Here is a 15,650-nt window from a genome sequence, read left to right on the forward strand (position 1 = left end):
TGACCCGCGCCGAGGCGCGGGTCACTCGGATCGGCTACGAAGACGCCGAGCTCGGATCGCGCCTCTCGATCCGTGTGAGGGTGAGGATGCGCGCGTTGTCCATCTCGTCTGGACCGGTCACGTGGCCGCGGACTCTCCACCTTCCCGGCGCCACCGGCAGCGTGACCAGACGAGATGCGTAGTCGCCATCGGAGTAGCCGGGCAGGGCCTCGAAGTTCGTGATGTCGCCGGCGATCGTCGCCCACACAGCGTCGGCCACGCGCGAGCCGGCGGGCTCGAGCCGATCAGCGATGCACGTGTGCAAGCCGATCTCGGCGCGCGCATGCGCGTCGTCAGGGCTGTCGTCCCACTCCTCCGGCCACGCGGTGCTGAGCACGAAGGTGTCGAGTCCTTCGGGATCATCGGACAGGGTCCACGGGAACGTCGACCGGTAGTTCGGCATGCGGGCCAGGCCGTACGTGGCATGGATGGCCTGGGCGTACTGCAGCTGGCCGGCTTCAGAGTTGATGAGAAAGCGCTCGTCGCCGAGGGCACTGTCGGCTTCGTCCGGAATGTAGTCGACCAGGCCGAGGCGACCGGAGGGAACGTCGATCTCGACGTCGAAGTCGAGGGCTCCGGGTTCGGCCATGGCGCAGCGCCCCTCCAGAACGGTCTGCACCGGAATCGGGCCTGGTCCGCTGTGGTCGAAGGTTGAGAGCCGGAACTCAGCGGTGAGCTCGCCGTGCTCTTCGAGTGCCTTCTCGGCATCGGCCCGGGTCAGCGATCCGGGGAGCTTGACCGTCGAGCTGCTCCCACCGCAGAGGCTGCAGGTGAGGTTGCCGCCGAGCGGGCCCTGCATCGGCCAGAGGGGCTCTCCCTCGGCACCGAGGTGTTCGTTGATCCGCTGCTCGTAGACAATCGCGCGTTGCGGCGACCGTATGTCGTGGCCGGTGCGGTGGTTGAACTCGTTGAAGTCGAGCTCGAGCCGCGCGGCCGGAATCCCTTCCTCAGCGAACAGCTCGTCGTCGGCGGTGAAGGCCTCTGCGCCGAAGGTCAAGGTGTACATGGAAGGTTCCGTTCAGTCCGACGTGTTCGGGTTGTCGGCCGCGATCAGCCGTAGGTGGCGTCTCGTTCGATCGCCGAGCCACCTGATCGCGTCATCGCGCAGGTCGCGTCCTACCGGGCTCAGGAGGTGCGGATCGGCCTCGGCGAGTCGACGCGCTGAGATGCGCGCCTGTCGAGTGAGCCAGTGCTCATTGCTGGCGGTCACGGCCACGGCCTCTCGTGCGCGCGGCGCGTTCGATCGGCCGGCGCGGCTGGGGCAGCTGGCAGCGATCTCCGGGCGGAGCGCACCGTGATCGTGGCGGTGCCGTCCTCGTGCTCTGTCCACGTGTCGAGAGTGCCGCCGATCCTGCGTCGAGCATCGCGGCGGTCCTCGATGACCACGCGGCCTCCGGCAGCGAGCGCAGACGCTGCGCCGAACCCGGCTCCCTCGTCGACCGCAGCCAGGGTGAACGCGAAGCCTTCGCTGGCGGGAACCGGCTCGCTCGCACAACACCTCGGCAGCCGAACAGCGATACCCCCTCTGCCGAAGAGCGTCACGCGGAAGTTGTCCGCGGGCCGAGGCGCGGCTGGAGCCTGCTGGTACAGCCCCCGCGAGCCACGGCGGCTGTCGGCGTCGAAGCGCGAGACCAGCTCCCACGCGTCGTCCATGATCATCGACCCGCGACTACGGTGCATGAACTCGATGAACTCGTCGATGATGCCGGACAGGAGCTGCTGCCACTGCCCGCGCAAGGCGGGATCGTTCGGGATCCCGTTAACGGTCAGCGCCTGATCGATCACTTCGCTCGTCAGCGCGAAGGGGTCATAGCCGGCGGGGGCGCCATCGTCGAGCCGCAGCCCGATGAAGATCGGAGAGAACGACGTGTGATGCGCGCGCCGGAACCCTGCGGGACCGGGAACGAATGAGCCGGGGCACAGAATCGCCGAATCATCTTCCGCGTAGGTGTAGTCGGGCTCGAATTCGCCTCGCAGGCGCATCCGCTCGATCCGCTCGGTGATCGCGAGGTGGTGCTCGTCCCGGCCGCAGTGCCCGCACGTCGGCTGGTTCACGTTCCAGTCGTATCCGGAGCGCTCATCGTGCTTCGACAGCTGCCAGTCGACCAGATCGTCAATCGATTGCTCCTCCATCGCGACGTCGATCGCAGCGAGTACACGGTCCGTCGACTCCTGGCTCATCGGTCCCACCAGATCTCGTCCTCGAGGACTGGCCAGAAGACATGCTCGAGCATGTCGAGGGTGTCGGCACCGGGCGCGGCGCCGTTCGCCTCGTACAGCAGATCGCTGATCAGCAAGTAGAAGGCCTCGAAGTCCGGGCGCTGCCATCCGCCGATGCCCAGCCGGCCGCGGTCGGCGATCCACGGGTGGTACGGCGAGAGTGCCGACTCCTCGTCCGCGTCGGCGTGGGCGTCGGCGATCCGGCGGCCGTTGAAGAGCGTCTCCCCGCTGGAACGGTGCACGAAAACGGTGAACAGGTGCTCACCGGAGGCGTAGATCGCGCCGTACTCGCGCCCGTTCCTGAAGGTCGAGAAGCGCAGTCCCGGAATCTCGTCCGCCTGCAGCCTCGGGGCGATGTAGCGCACCAGCTGTGTCTCGGTGCGCTCCTCTTCGCCGGACCACGGTCGCTCGCGCATCTCCTCGACGGCGGCGATGACGTCGTCGGCGCGCTGATACCACGTCAGTGGTGCCGCTTCGGTGTTCGGTCGGCTCATGCTCATCGTCTCCTTCTGCTTCAGATCGCCGCTACGCGGCCGCCGGCTCGTTGATGCGCTGGACCCAGCGGGATGACCCCTTGGGCAACAGATGCAGGTCTTCTTGGACGTCGAGGAAGGGTGAGAACACCGCGTACTCCTCGGCGATCCGTTGCCTGTTCGCGGTGTTCGGAATCTCGTAGGCCAGGACTCGGTGCGCCGGATAGAGAGCCGGCACGCGGTCGTCGGCGTCGTAGGTGAGGATCCAGTGCGCAGCGGAGCCCGTGAGAGCCGCCGCGAGGTCGCGATGATCCTGCTCGGACATGCCGTTGGCGTACAAGCCGTTGCCCTGGACCAGATACGGCGGGTCGACGAACAGCATCACCTCGTCCTCGATGCCCACACTTCCGTCGAGCTCTTGGATTCGCGTGATCGCGTCCCCCTCGTCGACCCGGATCTGGTCGCTCCGGCGGTACACGCGCTCTATCCGCTCGGCGATGCCGTCCGCGTTCCACCGGGCGCGAATCGTCCACCGACCGGTCTGGTTCTTCCCGCCGATCGGCCCGACCCGCGGGTTGACCATCCCCGACCGCGAGCACCGGTTGAGTACCAGCGCCGCCAGCGCCACGGACGCGTCGTCGATCGACTCCTGCTCGTACGCGGCGGCGACGATCTCTCGGGCACGGTGCCACTGCGCCATGTCGGGCTCAAGAGCGCGTACCGCCGCAGCGAGTTCGTCTCCCCGGTGGGCCGCCATCCTCCAGAAGGCCGCCAGAGCCGGGTTCTTCTCGACGAGCCACAGCTCCTCGATGACGTTCGTCTCGAGCAGATGCAGCCCGGCTCCGGCGCCGCCGGCGAAAGGCTCGACCCAAATGGCGAGGTCGAGGAATGTGAACTGGCTGTGCCAGATCCCGGTCAACGCGCCGGCCATGCGAGCCTTCCCGCCCGGGTACCTGAGTGGGCTGATCCACCGCGGAGCGTCGGTCACGAGAGAACCTCCAGCGGAGTCCAGCCACCCGCGCACGCCACCTCGAGAACGAACTCCTGATCGGGATCGAACAGCCGGCGCACGGTCCCGAGTGCGACCTGGACGTCGTCCTCGCTCGCGAAGGTCGCGGCCTCGGATTCGATGGCGGTGTTCCCGTACTGGCCCGTGAACACGTCATCAGGAAGGTGACACAGGAAGCCGGTGAGCGCGGTGACGTCGTCACCGACGAATCGCAAGCGATACATCACGTCCCCTGCTCTCGCGTCACGGAGTACTTGTTCACGTACTCGCCTCTGCCGGGGTGGTCGTCGAACTCGATGAAGAGCATCGCCATCGACTCTTGCTCACTGGCGTCGATCACCCTCCCCGCCCTTCCATCGGTCACGATGCGGTCGTGGTTCTTCCACCGGGCCATCAGCGGCCGTTGTTCCGAAGCCGCGTCGCCTGGGCGCGCAGGGTGGCGCTGAGCTTGCCTCCCTCTCCGCTGGAGTCCCAGTCGGCGGCGGCTGCGGCGAAGGCTTCCGATGCGCTGGCGTACGGATCGCTCACCTCGTCCTCCTCGTCGGGCTCCGTCCAGACCCAGCGCCAGGTGCCTGGCGCTCGCTCGGTGATTCGGTATCCGGAGTCGGCGCGGTGGCCGTCCTCAGGCGAAGTGCCGTACAGCTTCTCACGCATGGGTTCTCCTTTCGCGAGCGCCGGGTGGTCGCCTAGTTCTTCGACGCGGTGACCTTGGCCGCGTAGCCGCACCAGTTCTCGTCGGCGGCGGGGGTCGGGAGCTCGCGGGGGTACCCGGCCGGGCCGACGAGCTTCGACTCGAAGATGTTCGCCTGCCGGCGGTTGTAGTCGGCGACCTGTGACCGCACCGTGGCGCCGTACGCGACTTCGGGGCGCTCGAGCATGACCGGGTCGCCGGCCTCCTTGGAGGCCTTACCAGCAGCGCAAGCGTTGTTCGCCGCGGCCTGCACCGAGTTGAAGGTCTCGATGACCTGGGTGTGCTGCTTCTCGACGTTGTCGGCGCCCGTGACCTCGCCGGCTTTGCCGAACCACCCGGCGCTCCAGCTGATGACGCCGAACAGGAGGGCAGCCGCGACGAACACGCCAATGCCGATGATGATCGCCTTGCCGAACGAGGGCTCGTCGTCGTAGCTCACTTCAAGGCCTCCTGCAGGATCCGCTGCGCCTCGTCGGGGTTGCCCGCCTTGAGCGCTTCCTGCGCGCGGCGCTGGGCGTCGGCGAGCTGCGGGTCCGGCTCGTAGGTGATCTTGGTGTCCTGACGCTGGAACTTCATCGGCTGCGTGGAGCACATGACCTCCATGCCGGAGAAGTCGACGTAGACGCCGCCAGGCGTAAAGCCGTACCGGTAGGCGGGCGGGTTCCCGTGGTACATCCCGTCGACCGACCGGAGCTCGGGGTTGTAGGTGCGGCCATCGGAGTTCGAGAGCTCCTGTGACGGGTAGTACGAGACCGACGAACTGGTCAGCTTGCCCTTGATGGGAACGGTGAACAGCGGTGCGCTGCCGTTGCTCCAGGTGGCGGTGCACCACTGGATCGTGTTCGGCTCGTCGTAGAGCTTCTGCGCCTCGTTGTAGTTGTTGAACTCGACGTCGTTGCGGGGCTGGTAGGCCTGCCGCTTGCCGGCGCTCTCCTCCACCTTCTTGTACTGCTCACTGTTGCTCGCCGCGTTGTTCTCGCACGAGGCGAGGGCCAGCGCGACGAGCACCACCGCGCCGGCGGCGCCGTACTTCTTCCAGGTGTTCATGGGGTTCTCCTCGTTCTAGGTGTGGTTGGTCTGCAGTGGAGTCCAGGGGATCTGGACCAGGTTTCCGGTGGCGACGTCACGCGCGAGCCGGACGGCGTTCGTCGGCACCGGGATGGCGGTGTAGTCGACCCCGACAGGAATTCCTGCGTTCTCGGCGCGGCGGACGCAGTCCCAGGTCCCCCGGGAGCCGGTCTCGGGGAACGCCAGGCAGACGTCGGCGCCGAGGTCGACCATCTCCTGGTTGCGGATCGGGCCCGCAGCCTTGCCGAACATGTCCCAGTCGGCCGGGTGCTCGTCGACGGCGCAGCCCCATCGGGCGGCGATGTCGCCGGCGATCGTGTCGGCGCCTCCGTATGGGCACGCCCCATGCACCACGGTGACTGCCTCCGGGACCAGTCCCGCCGCGACGTAGCGGAGCGCGGTCTCGACCGCGGCTCGGTCGGACCAGAATCTGGATCCGGTGATGAGGATGCGCATCAGGTCTGGCCGTTCGCGAGGTCCCAGCCAAAGGAGATCGCCGCTCGACGAAGTGAGGCTACGACCTCACGCTCGGCGTAGGTCTCCTGGGGCAGCGCCTCCACGATCCCGGCGAGAGAGCCGGCCTTGGTCGGCTTGACGGTGTATCTGCAGGCGAGGTACGGCAGGCCGAGACGGTACCGCTCTGCCAGGGGCCCGGCGACGTATCTGCGCTTCTCGCAGATGTTGCGGTGCTCGGAAGGCCCGTTTTCGTCGAAGACCAGCAGGTCGATACGGACCGAGGTCGCCGTGCCATACGTGGACGACACGCGGTCGGCTGCTCCATGGACGCGCACCAGCATGTCCTTCCCGGTGAACTCGTCGGGGATCCCCCGGCCCATGTCTCCGAGCTCTGCGTCGTGCGCTGCTGTCGTCATGACCGCCCCTTCCCCGCCGGGTGGGCGCGCATGGCCAGGGTGCGGCGGATGGCTCGCAGGCGGACGCGCTGGACCGCGGTCTCGAGTGCGATCGCGCCCAGGAGCGCCGCGAGCACGATGAAGTTCGGCGACGCCAGGAAGACGAGGAAGAGCAGGACGGCGGGAATGTACTGGGCGATCTGGATCGCGCTTCCGATGCGGCGCCATGCGCGGTAGAGGTGCCCGTCCGCGTCGCTGTGGACCTGGCTCAACGCGAGCGTGGCCTGTTCGCGTGCCGTCATGCGGACGAGGGCGGGAATCGAGTAGCCGGCGACGATCGCCGTGCTGCGGAACTTCTCCGTAGCGGTGAACATCGACGGGTGTGCGTTCGTGGTCATGTGGTTGGTCCTCCTTGGGCGGAAGGCTCTACCGGCTGATCCAGCCGGAGAGCAGGTCCTGCACCGAGCCGCCGGTCGCGGCGTCGAGCAGTAGAGCTGCGATCGTGAGACCGACGGCGACGAGCACGACGGTGAGCACCTTGCGGAGCAGGCCGGCGAAAGCGGTCACGGCGACGATGATCGCGACGGCGCTCGGGGGCCAGTGCTCCATTCCGGGGATCGCGGAAGTGGCCGTGCCGCCCACGCCGACCGTGAGTGCGCCCGCGAGGGCCATGCGGCGAAGCACCGATGTCGGAAAGGTCATGCTGCAGAGCTCCTGTGGTCGAGTTCGGTCTCAGGCGGCGATCTCGCGGAGAGCGCGCGGGTCCGCAAGGTCGGCACCGCGAGCCGCGCCACCGATGAGCCGAACCACTACCGGCAGGACCAGGGCGAGCGGGAAGAGCGGATACAGCGCCGGGGTGAGGAACACCCCTCCGAGTGCGCTCAGGAGAATGAGCGCGGTGCCGAGGAGGTCCGCGGGCAGCTCGGCGTCGTGCGCGGCGCGGGCGAGTGCATGTGCGGTGTTGGGTGTCGTCCTCATGGCGTTCTCCTCGGTAGGGCGGCTATAACAAACTCTCTATTTTAGAGATAGGCGAGAATCGCCCAGGCGCACAAGGGCCTCCAAGACGCTCGGGCGTGTCGGCGCCGGTCCTACAGCTGATCGACGCCGTCCAGCGCGGCTGCGCGCCCGCGGAGGCGACGCGCTTCGGTGATGTAGCCGGCCGCCTCGAGGAGCTCCGCGCGGTGCTGCAGGATCTCCGCAGCCACCGCGTCAGGAGTACGCGGACGCAGTCCGTCGACGTTCACCGACGAACCGGACCCCGCGCTACGGGAACCACTCAAGCCGCGGCCTCGTCAAGAGATGGCGCCGGCTCTTCCACGTTGCGCCACCGCAGCATCTGACGGAGGCCGTGGGCGATCTGCCGATCAACGACGCCGTTGCCGATGGCGCGCAGTTGCTGCTCTCGGCTCAGCCCCAGTTCGGGGTCGGTCACCCAGCCGGAAGGCCAGCCCATCATCCACTCGGGAAGTACGGCGGCGAGACGATCGCGCCCGTTGCGATTCGGCTCGGTGGGTGAGGGAGCGAGGCGTCCGAGGATCCGCTCCCACCGCTGGATTGCCGGCGTGTACTTGCCCCAGTCGATCCCGCGCCCTCGGGCGGCTCGGACCACTGTCGTGACGAGATCGTCACTGCCGGTGCCGCGGCGTTCCGCGCGCGCGAAGTCGGCGCGCCGGACGCTGTCCGAGGCCGTCGGAGTCGGGAGAAGGGCTTCGCCCTGGGGCCGAGCTGTGTCATCTCGCTCGGCCCCGAGAGCGTAGGCGATCTCCGTGGTGCTCCCGCCGCGGGTGGCGCGCGGAGTGGGGAGCAGCTCGACGCCGATCACCTCCGTGAGACCGCCCATGCCCTTCTCGACATGCCGGGCTGCGCCCCGCGACCCCATCGTCTGCTTGTGCTCCATCGCGCGCGGGGTCGGCAGCAGAGCATCGACAGCGTCGGAGAGTCGACCGTCAGCGGCCGTGCGTGTGCGCCCATCGGCGCGGGTGCGGCCGGAGGGCTTGGTACGCCCCTTGGACTCGGTAGCGATCGGAGTCGGCAGCAGCGGAATCGACGCGTCGGGGAGCTCGCCACCGGTGGCGAACAGGCCGTTCTCCGCGATGATGCGCAGGTCGGTGACGCGCTTGCGGCCCGGCTTCTTGCGCAGATGTACCTCCGGCGGATTGCCGGAGGAGGTCGCCGTCGGCGTGGGAAGAAGCAGGTTCGGTGCAGGTTCGATCGGCTCGGAGGGCGCGGCCGCGATGGCGGGGTCGACCGAGTAGACGGTGTCGCCGATCATCGTTCCGGTGCGCGGCCACTTGCCCGTGAACGCCTGGCCGTCGCGCCGGCCGCCGATCGTCACCCACTCCCCTTCGACCAGCCTGCAGACAGGCTTCGCCGAGACGGGCTGCGGAAGGGCTTCTCGGCACGCGAGGATCGCCAGCCGCTTGCGCAGATGCGGAGCACCGACTTCCGCTGCCGAGACCTGAATCCACCGCACGGTGTAGCGCCGGTCGGCGAGGTCACGCAGGACGACGTCGATGCCCAGGCTCAGCAGTCCCTGGACGTTCTCGGCGACGCCCCACAGCGGGCGCAGATGGCTGATCGCATCTGCCATGTAGGACCAGAGGCCGGAGCGGGTGCCGGGTCCGATACCGGCGCGCTTGCCCGCTGGCGAGAGGTCGGTGCAGGGGAAGCCGCCACTGAGGATCTCGATGGGCGGAACTGCGGCCCAGTCGATCGCGGTGATGTCGCCGAGATTCGGCACGCCCGGGAATCGGCGCTCGAGCACCTTGCACGCTCCGGGGTCGACTTCCGAGAACCAGACGAGCTCGCTGTCGAAGACCTCCTTGACGGCGACCCCGAGCCGGCCAGAGCCGGCGAACGTCTCGGCGGCCCGGAGGCGGCGGTTCAGGAAGTTCTGTTCAGGTGCGCGCACGCGTTTCCCTCGTGAGTCGGTGGCTGGACAGAGTCCGGGCCGAGCGCGCAAATGCGGCTCGGCCCGGTGTGACCTCAGTCGAAGAAGTTGTCGAAGTCGTCGTCGGCGAACGGGTCCTTCTCCAGGCGCGCCTTGTCTTCTGCGGCCTGGGCCCGCTCCGCGTCCGCCTCGGCGATCTGCTTCTGCCCGCGGCTGGCGTCCTGGCGAATCTCCTCCTCGATCTCTGCCTCGCTCTCGACCGTCGGGATCGTGAACTCGATGTCGGCGCCGGTCCGGTCCCCGCGGAACGGGGCGTCGAGCAGGCTGTCCAGTCGAGAGTCGCCGGGTTCGGCGTCGGTGAGGTACGCGATCACCGTGGCGTAGACCTGCGGGATGTGGTTCACGCCGTTCTCGTCGGGCTCGATGTCCTGCAGGATGCGGATTCGGCCGTAGGCGATGTTCGGTCGGGACGCGAGGCCGGCGGCGGCCATTTGGTCGCGAGCGTCACTGATCAGATCCTCGGTGAGCTTGTCCAGGTCGTACTGGGCCGCCTCGGTGAGGTCGCAGAGCGGGGCGGTGAAGAACACCGTGAGCGCTTCCGAGCCCGTCTCGGGGTTCGGGGAGCGGAAGTAGGTGGCAGTCTCGGTCATCGCGAACGGGCCTTTCGGAGAGTGGATGCGGTCTTTGAAGTGCGCCGAACCCTAGATCGGATGCGCCGTCGCACATCGACGCAACACGGTTCGGTGAGACGGCAACGGCCCGCGCCATCCGGGGACGACGCGGGCCGTTACGGTCGGGCGGTCAGGCGGCAGCCTGCGCCCACCAGCCGTTCTGCACCGCGCTCGCGGACAGGTACTTCACGGCATCGTCGTAGGGGTAGCCGCAGTTCTCGACCTCCGGCTTGCGGAGCACCTTCGCGGTTCCGCCGGACTTGGTCGTGGTCTGGACCGCCGTCGCCACGACCCAGGCGTTGCCGCGGGTGTACTCGTTGATCAGGTCCCGGCGGAGCAGCTTCTGCAGGACCGCCACGTTCGAGCGGACCTCCGTGGCGCCGGTCGTCGGGTCGATGACGATGTAGTCGACGATCGGAGCGTCGAACGGCTCCTGCTCGTACTGCGAGGTGCGGCGCTCGAGGCCGAGGATCCGGAACAGGATCGGCTTGTAGAAGTGCTCGTCGGGGACGGAGGCGCCTCCCGACTGCGCGATCGTTCCCAGCTCGGGCGGGCCGGCGGGCGTCGCGCCGACGGCCGAGGCGTATCCGGCGGCCGCGTATCCCGCGGGGAGTCCGACGGGGGTCGCGACCGGCGCCGCGGGTGCGGGCGCGGCCGGTGCGGCCGCGACGGGAGCCGCGGCGGGGGCCGCAGCAGGAGCAGCGGCCACGGGAGCCGCGGCGGGGACGGCGGCGGCGGGGGCAGCGGCCACCGCGGCGGGGGCCGCAGCCGCGACCGGAGCAGCGGGAGCGGCGGCCGGTGCGGCGGCCACGGGCGCCTGGGCGACGGGAGCAGCGGCCGCCGGTGCGGCAGCGACGGGTGCCTGGGCGACGGGGGCAGCGATGGGAGCAGACACGAGAGTCCTCGATTCGAGTGTGAACTGGTTGGTCGAACCGGAGCGCTCGTAGGGACTCGGAGACGCACATTGCGTCTTGAAGAACCGTCGGAGTGCACCGATGCGGTTACTGTTGCGTCGCCGATGCCTGCTGTCGAATAGTTCACCCCTTCCTTCCTTCGGCGTGTCGTTCGAAGAGTTGGGTGCCTTCGCGCCCTGGGCACGTCGCGACTTTTGACCCAAGGTCTCGCCCCTCAGCTGGGCGAGATACGGGACCGGATCAGCGATGCTCTGTCGCCAGCGCCGGCTGAGCCCGCGCTGAGCTCACGGCGGTGTTCAACGCGGGTCGCCCTTGAAGTCACGTCTCCTGCTGCCGACAGATCGGCCGGACGTGATGCGGTGCTTCGGCGGAATCAGCTCCGTGCGTAGAGCGGGGCATCGCCCCACGCCGCACGGAAGAGTGCGGCGCCGGCGTCGCTGAAGGGGAGCAGGACCGAGAGCGGGCCAGGGTATCGATTCGGGTCCGCCGCTATCGCGTCGAGAAGCCGTCGGCCGAGGTCGCGCCGACGCGAAGAAGCGGCGGTCCAGATCGGTCCGACGGAGCAACTGAGTGTCGGCGCGACCTTGATCAGCTCGTAGTCGCCGGGCGCGGTCCACTCGATCTGCGCGGTCGCGTACTCCGGCCAGTTCATGGCGAAGGACATGACCATGTTGCCCTCGCGCAGCAGGTAGGCGCGACCGAAGCCGTTGAGCGACATCCGGTAGGGGTCAGCGCCGATCGGCTGGATCTGAGACAGCGGGAGAGGTGCGAGCTCCCGGCGTTCGTCGGCCGAATGATAGGGGTAGCTGGCCTCGTCGTAACCGCCGTCGGTTCGACAGACCATCCCCGCTTCGTACGCGAGCTGGCGGAGCGCCCGCGGGCTCGTCCGGTCGACGGAACGTACCTCGGCGTCGCCCCACAGCTGGGCTGCGTCTGCAGACATCTCGATGCCGTGAGGTGCCGGGTCGCGTTCGTACACGACTACGAGGACTCCGGGTGCGTCTGGTGATAGGTGTGTGCCTCAGCGACCATGTCGATCAGCACCTGATCGTGTCCCGAGCCAGGGGTGATCGTCCGGACCTGCGCCTGTGGCATCTCGTCGAAGTAGACGTCATCGCCGATCACGCGATACACGCGGACCCGGTCGCCCGAAAGCTGCACGAGATGGTTTCGGGCTCGCCACTGCGGAGTTCCGTCGCGATAGACCTCGAAGAGGATCCCGGTGTCGCTCATCAGAACTGCCCACCCGCGCCGACGTACTTGGCGGCGGCCTCGACCATCGCAGCCAGTGTGGGGTCGGCCAGGTCTGTGTCGATCTCGGCGTAGTCGTCGAAGTCTTCGTTCGGGCGCGCGAAGGCGACGATGGTGCCGTCGGAGGTGACCTGGACAAGGAGCTCGTCGCTCATCCACTGCGGAGTCTGATCGCGCTCGTCGAGCGCGAAGGTGAATCGTTCGGTCATGCCGTTTCCTTTCCCTGCCGCAGCGCCTCCGCTGCTTCGCGCACGAGCGCGATCAACTCTGCGTCGAGACCAGCTGTGTCGCCGCTGCTGAGGATCGCCACGACCTCCGTGTGGCTAACAACTTCCCATGCGCCCGTGTCCGTGTCGAGGAACTCGGCGGAGATTCCCCACTCCCCCGCGCGCACGACGACGGTTCCAGATCGCCAGACCATCGAGCCGTCCTCGTGCGCGCGTGCCTGCGGGGACATGAGCTACGCCGCCTTGAGGTCGCGCAGTCGCGCGAAGTCGTCGACCACCGGCACCTCGGGCTCATCGACGTCGATGTCGGCGTTGTACTCGTGCGCGGCGAGGACGCCGCGGAAGACGCCGCCACAGGTGACCGTCACGACCGAGGCCGGGTGCGCGCGGGTGTAGAGCTCGACGGGCTGCTTGAACACCGACGCGATCGCGCCGAGCTTCTTGAGCACGTCCGGCGTGAAGGACTGAAGGGCTCCCGACTCCAGGGGAACCACCTTCAGATCCTCGTCCTCGCCGCTCTTGCCGAGCACTTCCTGCGAGCCGCTCGCCTTGAGCCGAGCGGTCGTGGCGATGATCGGGAAGTCGCTGACGTTCTGCAGCGGGATGTAGTGGCGCGAGTCCGCGGCGCTCGGTGCGCCGTCGGTGAGCGTGCGCATGTACAGAGTCTCTCCGTCGTCCTGGATCGACAGCTCCACGGAACACTTCGCTTCCTTGTCGGCCTTCCGCACGGCCACGGCAACCTTCTTCGCCTGGGTGGCGAGACCGTCCGCCTGGTCGATCGAGAACTTGATCAGCGGGAGCTCGCCCTCGCAGTTGAAGATCGTCTGCCCGGGGCTCGTGCCGTCGGACGCGATGAAGATGAGCGACTCCTGCTCGCCGCTCTCGCCGAGCTCGAGTCGGGCCGAGCCGACGACGACAGCGGCGAGCGTCGGGTCGTCGTTGCCGCTGTAGGCCATCGTCTTCGCCGCGGCGATCGCGGTGACGAAGTCCTGGGTGTCGATGACTGCGGGCATGGGGCGAGGTCCTTCCGTTGAATGGGTCCCGGTCCGGCTCGCGCGTGGCGGGCTGGCCGCGCCGGCGCGAGCTACTCCCCGCGCGCGGCGTGGCCGGACGCTACTGCGAGGGGCCGCCCTCCCGGCCCTAGGGCGCGGTTCCGCCGAGCACCTCTTTCGGCAGCGAAATCGCCGGCTCAAAGCCCTCCCCAAAAGGCAGGGTCCACCCCTTCTTCGCGCACGCATTCGATCGCCGCCGAGTGTTCCCAACGTGCGTGCGTATGCGCGGGCGCGGGGCGCGCAGCCGAAAATCCAATCAAGGCTCCAACCGCCGCTCAATGCCCCCATCAATCGCCGCCTCAATTCCCGAATCAATTGCCGCATCAGTTCTGCGCTACAAACCGAGATCAGCGTCTCCGACGCTCCAGCTCTCTCCCAGGTCAACGACGGTTTCGTGCAAGTTCCGCAGACCGGCAGCATGCCGTCTCGCCCCATCAATCCGGCGCTCCAAGCGGCAGCACGAGAAGCCGGAACCGCCGCTGGCTTCTGCCGCGCCAGCGGCGGTGAACGATCGCCGCGACCTTTGCCTCGAGGGGCGGGCGAGACCGCGCCGTCTTCGTAGATCGACCGCGGCGACCACCACGATCCGCGGTCATGGCGGAAGCGAAGAAGTCCAGTTCGAAGTTCTCGGCGGCCGGCAAGTTGCTGCTCGTCGCTGTCGGCATCCTCGTGATCGCGCTCGGAGCGAGCTCGATCGTGTCGAAGGTCGGGGTGAACGCCGGGTCCGTGTTCGGCGGCCTCACGAAGTCGGGATCGACGGCCGCGGCCGGAGCCGGCGCGGGGGCCGTCTCGAGTGGGACCGGAACCTACAGCCCCGACCCGTCGACTCTCGCCGTGTCGAGCGCGAGCCCGGGGAAGAAGTACCAGAGAGCAGCCTTCGGCGAATCGTGGACGGACAAGGTCGACGTCGAGGGCGGCGGCAACGGGTGCGATACCCGCAACGACATCTTGCACAGGGACCTGACCAACAAGACGTACGTCAAGACCTCCAAGTGCCCCTACGCGATCGCCACCGGAACCCTCGCCGATCCGTACACCGGCCGCGCGATCTCCTTCACACGCGGAGCCGAAACGTCGAGCACCGTGCAGGTCGACCATCTCGTTGCGCTCGAGAACGCCTGGGACTCCGGCGCGTGGGCGTGGGACGTGGCGCAGCGGACTCGGATCGCCAACGATCCTGCGAATCTTCTGGCTTCGGACGGCAGCGCCAACATGAGCAAGGGGTCCAAGACGGCTGACCGGTGGCTGCCCCCGAACCCCGGATTCCAATGCCGCTACGTCAAGCTTCAGATCATGGTCAAGAACAAGTACCGGCTCACGGTCACTGCTTCGGAGAAGGCGACCATGCAGCGCTTCGCCGGCCGCTGTTGATCGCGCCGCGGACCGTTCTCCAGTCCCGAGCGCTCTACCTTGCGCGGCATGAACAAGACCAATGCCCTCGCTCCCCTGACGCGCATCGCCACCGGTCTCGGTGTCGTCGTTCTCGCGACGACGCTCGTCGCCTGCGGTCCCGACGAGGCCACCGCCGCGCCGGCAGCCTCTGCATCGCCCTCCCCCGTCGCGCTCCCGTCCGAGAGCGCCTCTCCCGAAACATCAGGGGCCGCCGCGCAGGCTTCGGGCGCTGATGCATCGAGCCTGATCGACGAAGCAGCGAAGTCGGCTCGCATCCTGCGATCGGTGCGTGCCGAGTACTCGACGACCGGGATCGAGAACCTGCTCGCCAAGTCCTACGCGGCCGAGATCACGACCACGCCGTCGGTCGCCTCACGGGGCACCGCGAATCTGAAGATCCAGGGCGCATACCGGCAGTCCGACTTCCGCACGATCGACGGAAAGCTCTGGATCAAGGGCACGGACGGCAAGTTCGTCGACGCTGGCCCGGCCCGCGGGAAGTTCGACCCTGCGGTTCTCCTCGACCCGCAGCGCGGCCTCGCGGCGCTGATCGCCTCGACCGAGTCAGCGAAGATCGACGGCGGCCCGGCGAAGCTCGACGGTAAGGACACCGTCAAGGTGGCCGGCACGCTCCCCACCGCCGCGGCCGCGGTGCTGGTCCCCCGCGAATCGCTGGGCGAACGCGACGAGGTGCCGGTCACGCTCTGGTTCACGCCGAACAAGCCGAATGACCTCGTCCAGCTCATCATCAAGGCCGGCGACAGCTCGATCACGCTCAAGCTGAGCAAGGGCGAGCCCTTCACCATCGCCGCCGGCTGACACCGGGAACGGAGCAGGAAATGAACCTCGACACCGCTGACTGCACCTGCGTCTACAGCTGCGCAGACGACCCTGCCACTGCG

At 68.1% G+C, this 15,650-nt stretch carries 24 protein-coding genes; 2 read left to right on the top strand and 22 right to left on the bottom strand.

What is annotated here, in order from left to right:
* Positions 1–34: 34 nt before the first annotated feature.
* From BLW32_RS14215 to BLW32_RS14320, 22 genes are all read right to left on the bottom strand, one after another.
* Positions 35–1,045, bottom strand: coding sequence for a hypothetical protein (locus BLW32_RS14215; protein WP_068741718.1), 1,011 nt, complete (start codon positions 1,043–1,045; stop codon positions 35–37).
* Positions 1,046–1,245: 200 nt separating this feature from the next.
* Positions 1,246–2,220 carry a hypothetical protein gene (locus BLW32_RS14225; protein WP_068741717.1) on the bottom strand — a complete coding sequence of 325 codons (975 nt, stop codon included), beginning with the start codon at positions 2,218–2,220 and terminating at the stop codon, positions 1,246–1,248.
* Positions 2,217–2,753 (bottom strand): hypothetical protein, encoded by a 537-nt coding sequence (locus tag BLW32_RS14230; RefSeq protein ID WP_068741716.1) that lies wholly within the window; start codon positions 2,751–2,753, stop codon positions 2,217–2,219. The genes BLW32_RS14225 and BLW32_RS14230 overlap by 4 nt, the downstream gene beginning before the upstream one ends.
* A gap of 31 nt (positions 2,754–2,784) precedes the next feature.
* Positions 2,785–3,720 carry a DNA adenine methylase gene (locus BLW32_RS14235; RefSeq protein ID WP_139286169.1) on the bottom strand — a complete coding sequence of 312 codons (936 nt, stop codon included), beginning with the start codon at positions 3,718–3,720 and terminating at the stop codon, positions 2,785–2,787.
* Positions 3,717–3,965 (bottom strand): hypothetical protein, encoded by a 249-nt coding sequence (locus BLW32_RS14240; RefSeq protein WP_068741714.1) that lies wholly within the window; start codon positions 3,963–3,965, stop codon positions 3,717–3,719. Before BLW32_RS14240 ends, BLW32_RS14235 begins: the two co-directional genes overlap by 4 nt.
* Positions 3,965–4,135, bottom strand: a complete 171-nt coding sequence (locus tag BLW32_RS27585) for a hypothetical protein (RefSeq protein WP_156486406.1) — start codon at positions 4,133–4,135, stop codon at positions 3,965–3,967. The genes BLW32_RS14240 and BLW32_RS27585 overlap by 1 nt, the downstream gene beginning before the upstream one ends.
* Positions 4,135–4,395, bottom strand: coding sequence for a hypothetical protein (locus BLW32_RS14245; RefSeq protein ID WP_068741713.1), 261 nt, complete (start codon positions 4,393–4,395; stop codon positions 4,135–4,137). The genes BLW32_RS27585 and BLW32_RS14245 overlap by 1 nt, the downstream gene beginning before the upstream one ends.
* Positions 4,396–4,427: 32 nt before the next feature.
* The gene (locus tag BLW32_RS14250) at positions 4,428–4,871 is read right to left on the bottom strand and encodes a hypothetical protein (RefSeq protein WP_068741712.1); all 444 of its coding nucleotides are present in this window, start codon (positions 4,869–4,871) and stop codon (positions 4,428–4,430) included.
* The gene (locus tag BLW32_RS14255; protein ID WP_068741711.1) at positions 4,868–5,479 is read right to left on the bottom strand and encodes a hypothetical protein; all 612 of its coding nucleotides are present in this window, start codon (positions 5,477–5,479) and stop codon (positions 4,868–4,870) included. The genes BLW32_RS14250 and BLW32_RS14255 overlap by 4 nt, the downstream gene beginning before the upstream one ends.
* A gap of 15 nt (positions 5,480–5,494) precedes the next feature.
* Positions 5,495–5,956, bottom strand: a complete 462-nt coding sequence (locus tag BLW32_RS14260) for an SLOG family protein (protein ID WP_082791410.1) — start codon at positions 5,954–5,956, stop codon at positions 5,495–5,497.
* Positions 5,956–6,372 carry a hypothetical protein gene (locus BLW32_RS14265; protein WP_139286170.1) on the bottom strand — a complete coding sequence of 139 codons (417 nt, stop codon included), beginning with the start codon at positions 6,370–6,372 and terminating at the stop codon, positions 5,956–5,958. Before BLW32_RS14265 ends, BLW32_RS14260 begins: the two co-directional genes overlap by 1 nt.
* A complete protein-coding gene (locus BLW32_RS14270) occupies positions 6,369–6,749 on the bottom strand; it encodes a hypothetical protein (RefSeq protein WP_068741709.1) in 381 nt (126 codons plus the stop codon). Before BLW32_RS14270 ends, BLW32_RS14265 begins: the two co-directional genes overlap by 4 nt.
* A gap of 28 nt (positions 6,750–6,777) precedes the next feature.
* Positions 6,778–7,053: a hypothetical protein gene (locus BLW32_RS14275; protein WP_068741708.1), complete on the bottom strand. Its 276-nt coding sequence runs from the start codon at positions 7,051–7,053 to the stop codon at positions 6,778–6,780.
* Positions 7,054–7,083: 30 nt separating this feature from the next.
* Positions 7,084–7,329, bottom strand: coding sequence for a hypothetical protein (locus BLW32_RS14280; RefSeq protein ID WP_068741707.1), 246 nt, complete (start codon positions 7,327–7,329; stop codon positions 7,084–7,086).
* 298 nt (positions 7,330–7,627) lie between these two features.
* The gene (locus BLW32_RS27900) at positions 7,628–9,262 is read right to left on the bottom strand and encodes a DNA cytosine methyltransferase (RefSeq protein WP_074850583.1); all 1,635 of its coding nucleotides are present in this window, start codon (positions 9,260–9,262) and stop codon (positions 7,628–7,630) included.
* A 74-nt stretch (positions 9,263–9,336) separates the two neighbouring features.
* Positions 9,337–9,891, bottom strand: a complete 555-nt coding sequence (locus BLW32_RS14290; RefSeq protein WP_068741706.1) for a hypothetical protein — start codon at positions 9,889–9,891, stop codon at positions 9,337–9,339.
* A 151-nt stretch (positions 9,892–10,042) separates the two neighbouring features.
* Positions 10,043–10,807 (bottom strand): hypothetical protein, encoded by a 765-nt coding sequence (locus BLW32_RS27590; protein WP_083379597.1) that lies wholly within the window; start codon positions 10,805–10,807, stop codon positions 10,043–10,045.
* Between the two features lie 392 nt (positions 10,808–11,199).
* Entirely contained in the window at positions 11,200–11,769 is a 570-nt protein-coding gene (locus BLW32_RS14300) for a hypothetical protein (protein WP_139286171.1), read from the bottom strand.
* Between the two features lie 38 nt (positions 11,770–11,807).
* Positions 11,808–12,059 carry a hypothetical protein gene (locus BLW32_RS14305; protein ID WP_068741703.1) on the bottom strand — a complete coding sequence of 84 codons (252 nt, stop codon included), beginning with the start codon at positions 12,057–12,059 and terminating at the stop codon, positions 11,808–11,810.
* The gene (locus BLW32_RS14310; protein ID WP_068741702.1) at positions 12,059–12,286 is read right to left on the bottom strand and encodes a hypothetical protein; all 228 of its coding nucleotides are present in this window, start codon (positions 12,284–12,286) and stop codon (positions 12,059–12,061) included. Before BLW32_RS14310 ends, BLW32_RS14305 begins: the two co-directional genes overlap by 1 nt.
* Positions 12,283–12,534, bottom strand: coding sequence for a hypothetical protein (locus tag BLW32_RS14315; protein WP_139286172.1), 252 nt, complete (start codon positions 12,532–12,534; stop codon positions 12,283–12,285). The genes BLW32_RS14310 and BLW32_RS14315 overlap by 4 nt, the downstream gene beginning before the upstream one ends.
* 3 nt (positions 12,535–12,537) lie before the next feature.
* Positions 12,538–13,317: a hypothetical protein gene (locus BLW32_RS14320; protein ID WP_068741700.1), complete on the bottom strand. Its 780-nt coding sequence runs from the start codon at positions 13,315–13,317 to the stop codon at positions 12,538–12,540.
* A gap of 633 nt (positions 13,318–13,950) precedes the next feature.
* Here BLW32_RS14320 and BLW32_RS14325 point away from each other — a divergent pair.
* Positions 13,951–14,727: an HNH endonuclease family protein gene (locus tag BLW32_RS14325; RefSeq protein ID WP_082791409.1), complete on the top strand. Its 777-nt coding sequence runs from the start codon at positions 13,951–13,953 to the stop codon at positions 14,725–14,727.
* 48 nt (positions 14,728–14,775) lie between these two features.
* The gene (locus tag BLW32_RS14330; RefSeq protein ID WP_068741699.1) at positions 14,776–15,567 is read left to right on the top strand and encodes an LppX_LprAFG lipoprotein; all 792 of its coding nucleotides are present in this window, start codon (positions 14,776–14,778) and stop codon (positions 15,565–15,567) included.
* The last annotated feature ends 83 nt before the right edge of the window (positions 15,568–15,650 follow it).

It is taken from the genome of Tsukamurella tyrosinosolvens (assembly GCF_900104775.1).
Taxonomy (GTDB): Bacteria; Actinomycetota; Actinomycetes; order Mycobacteriales; family Mycobacteriaceae; genus Tsukamurella; species Tsukamurella tyrosinosolvens.

Excerpts from the sequence above, each read along its gene's own strand:
- BLW32_RS14215 (WP_068741718.1), bottom strand. The coding sequence starts at position 1,045 with ATGTACACCTTGACCTTCGGCGCAGAGGCCTTCACCGCCGACGACGAG.
- BLW32_RS14225 (WP_068741717.1), bottom strand. The coding sequence starts at position 2,220 with ATGAGCCAGGAGTCGACGGACCGTGTACTCGCTGCGATCGACGTCGCG.
- BLW32_RS14230 (WP_068741716.1), bottom strand. The coding sequence starts at position 2,753 with ATGAGCCGACCGAACACCGAAGCGGCACCACTGACGTGGTATCAGCGC.
- BLW32_RS14240 (WP_068741714.1), bottom strand. The coding sequence starts at position 3,965 with ATGTATCGCTTGCGATTCGTCGGTGACGACGTCACCGCGCTCACCGGC.
- BLW32_RS27585 (WP_156486406.1), bottom strand. The coding sequence starts at position 4,135 with ATGGCCCGGTGGAAGAACCACGACCGCATCGTGACCGATGGAAGGGCG.
- BLW32_RS14245 (WP_068741713.1), bottom strand. The coding sequence starts at position 4,395 with ATGCGTGAGAAGCTGTACGGCACTTCGCCTGAGGACGGCCACCGCGCC.
- BLW32_RS14255 (WP_068741711.1), bottom strand. The coding sequence starts at position 5,479 with ATGAACACCTGGAAGAAGTACGGCGCCGCCGGCGCGGTGGTGCTCGTC.
- BLW32_RS14260 (WP_082791410.1), bottom strand. The coding sequence starts at position 5,956 with ATGCGCATCCTCATCACCGGATCCAGATTCTGGTCCGACCGAGCCGCG.
- BLW32_RS14265 (WP_139286170.1), bottom strand. The coding sequence starts at position 6,372 with ATGACGACAGCAGCGCACGACGCAGAGCTCGGAGACATGGGCCGGGGG.
- BLW32_RS14270 (WP_068741709.1), bottom strand. The coding sequence starts at position 6,749 with ATGACCACGAACGCACACCCGTCGATGTTCACCGCTACGGAGAAGTTC.
- BLW32_RS14275 (WP_068741708.1), bottom strand. The coding sequence starts at position 7,053 with ATGACCTTTCCGACATCGGTGCTTCGCCGCATGGCCCTCGCGGGCGCA.
- BLW32_RS14280 (WP_068741707.1), bottom strand. The coding sequence starts at position 7,329 with ATGAGGACGACACCCAACACCGCACATGCACTCGCCCGCGCCGCGCAC.
- BLW32_RS14290 (WP_068741706.1), bottom strand. The coding sequence starts at position 9,891 with ATGACCGAGACTGCCACCTACTTCCGCTCCCCGAACCCCGAGACGGGC.
- BLW32_RS14300 (WP_139286171.1), bottom strand. The coding sequence starts at position 11,769 with ATGTCTGCAGACGCAGCCCAGCTGTGGGGCGACGCCGAGGTACGTTCC.
- BLW32_RS14305 (WP_068741703.1), bottom strand. The coding sequence starts at position 12,059 with ATGAGCGACACCGGGATCCTCTTCGAGGTCTATCGCGACGGAACTCCG.
- BLW32_RS14310 (WP_068741702.1), bottom strand. The coding sequence starts at position 12,286 with ATGACCGAACGATTCACCTTCGCGCTCGACGAGCGCGATCAGACTCCG.
- BLW32_RS14315 (WP_139286172.1), bottom strand. The coding sequence starts at position 12,534 with ATGTCCCCGCAGGCACGCGCGCACGAGGACGGCTCGATGGTCTGGCGA.
- BLW32_RS14320 (WP_068741700.1), bottom strand. The coding sequence starts at position 13,317 with ATGCCCGCAGTCATCGACACCCAGGACTTCGTCACCGCGATCGCCGCG.
- BLW32_RS14325 (WP_082791409.1), top strand. The coding sequence starts at position 13,951 with ATGGCGGAAGCGAAGAAGTCCAGTTCGAAGTTCTCGGCGGCCGGCAAG.
- BLW32_RS14330 (WP_068741699.1), top strand. The coding sequence starts at position 14,776 with ATGAACAAGACCAATGCCCTCGCTCCCCTGACGCGCATCGCCACCGGT.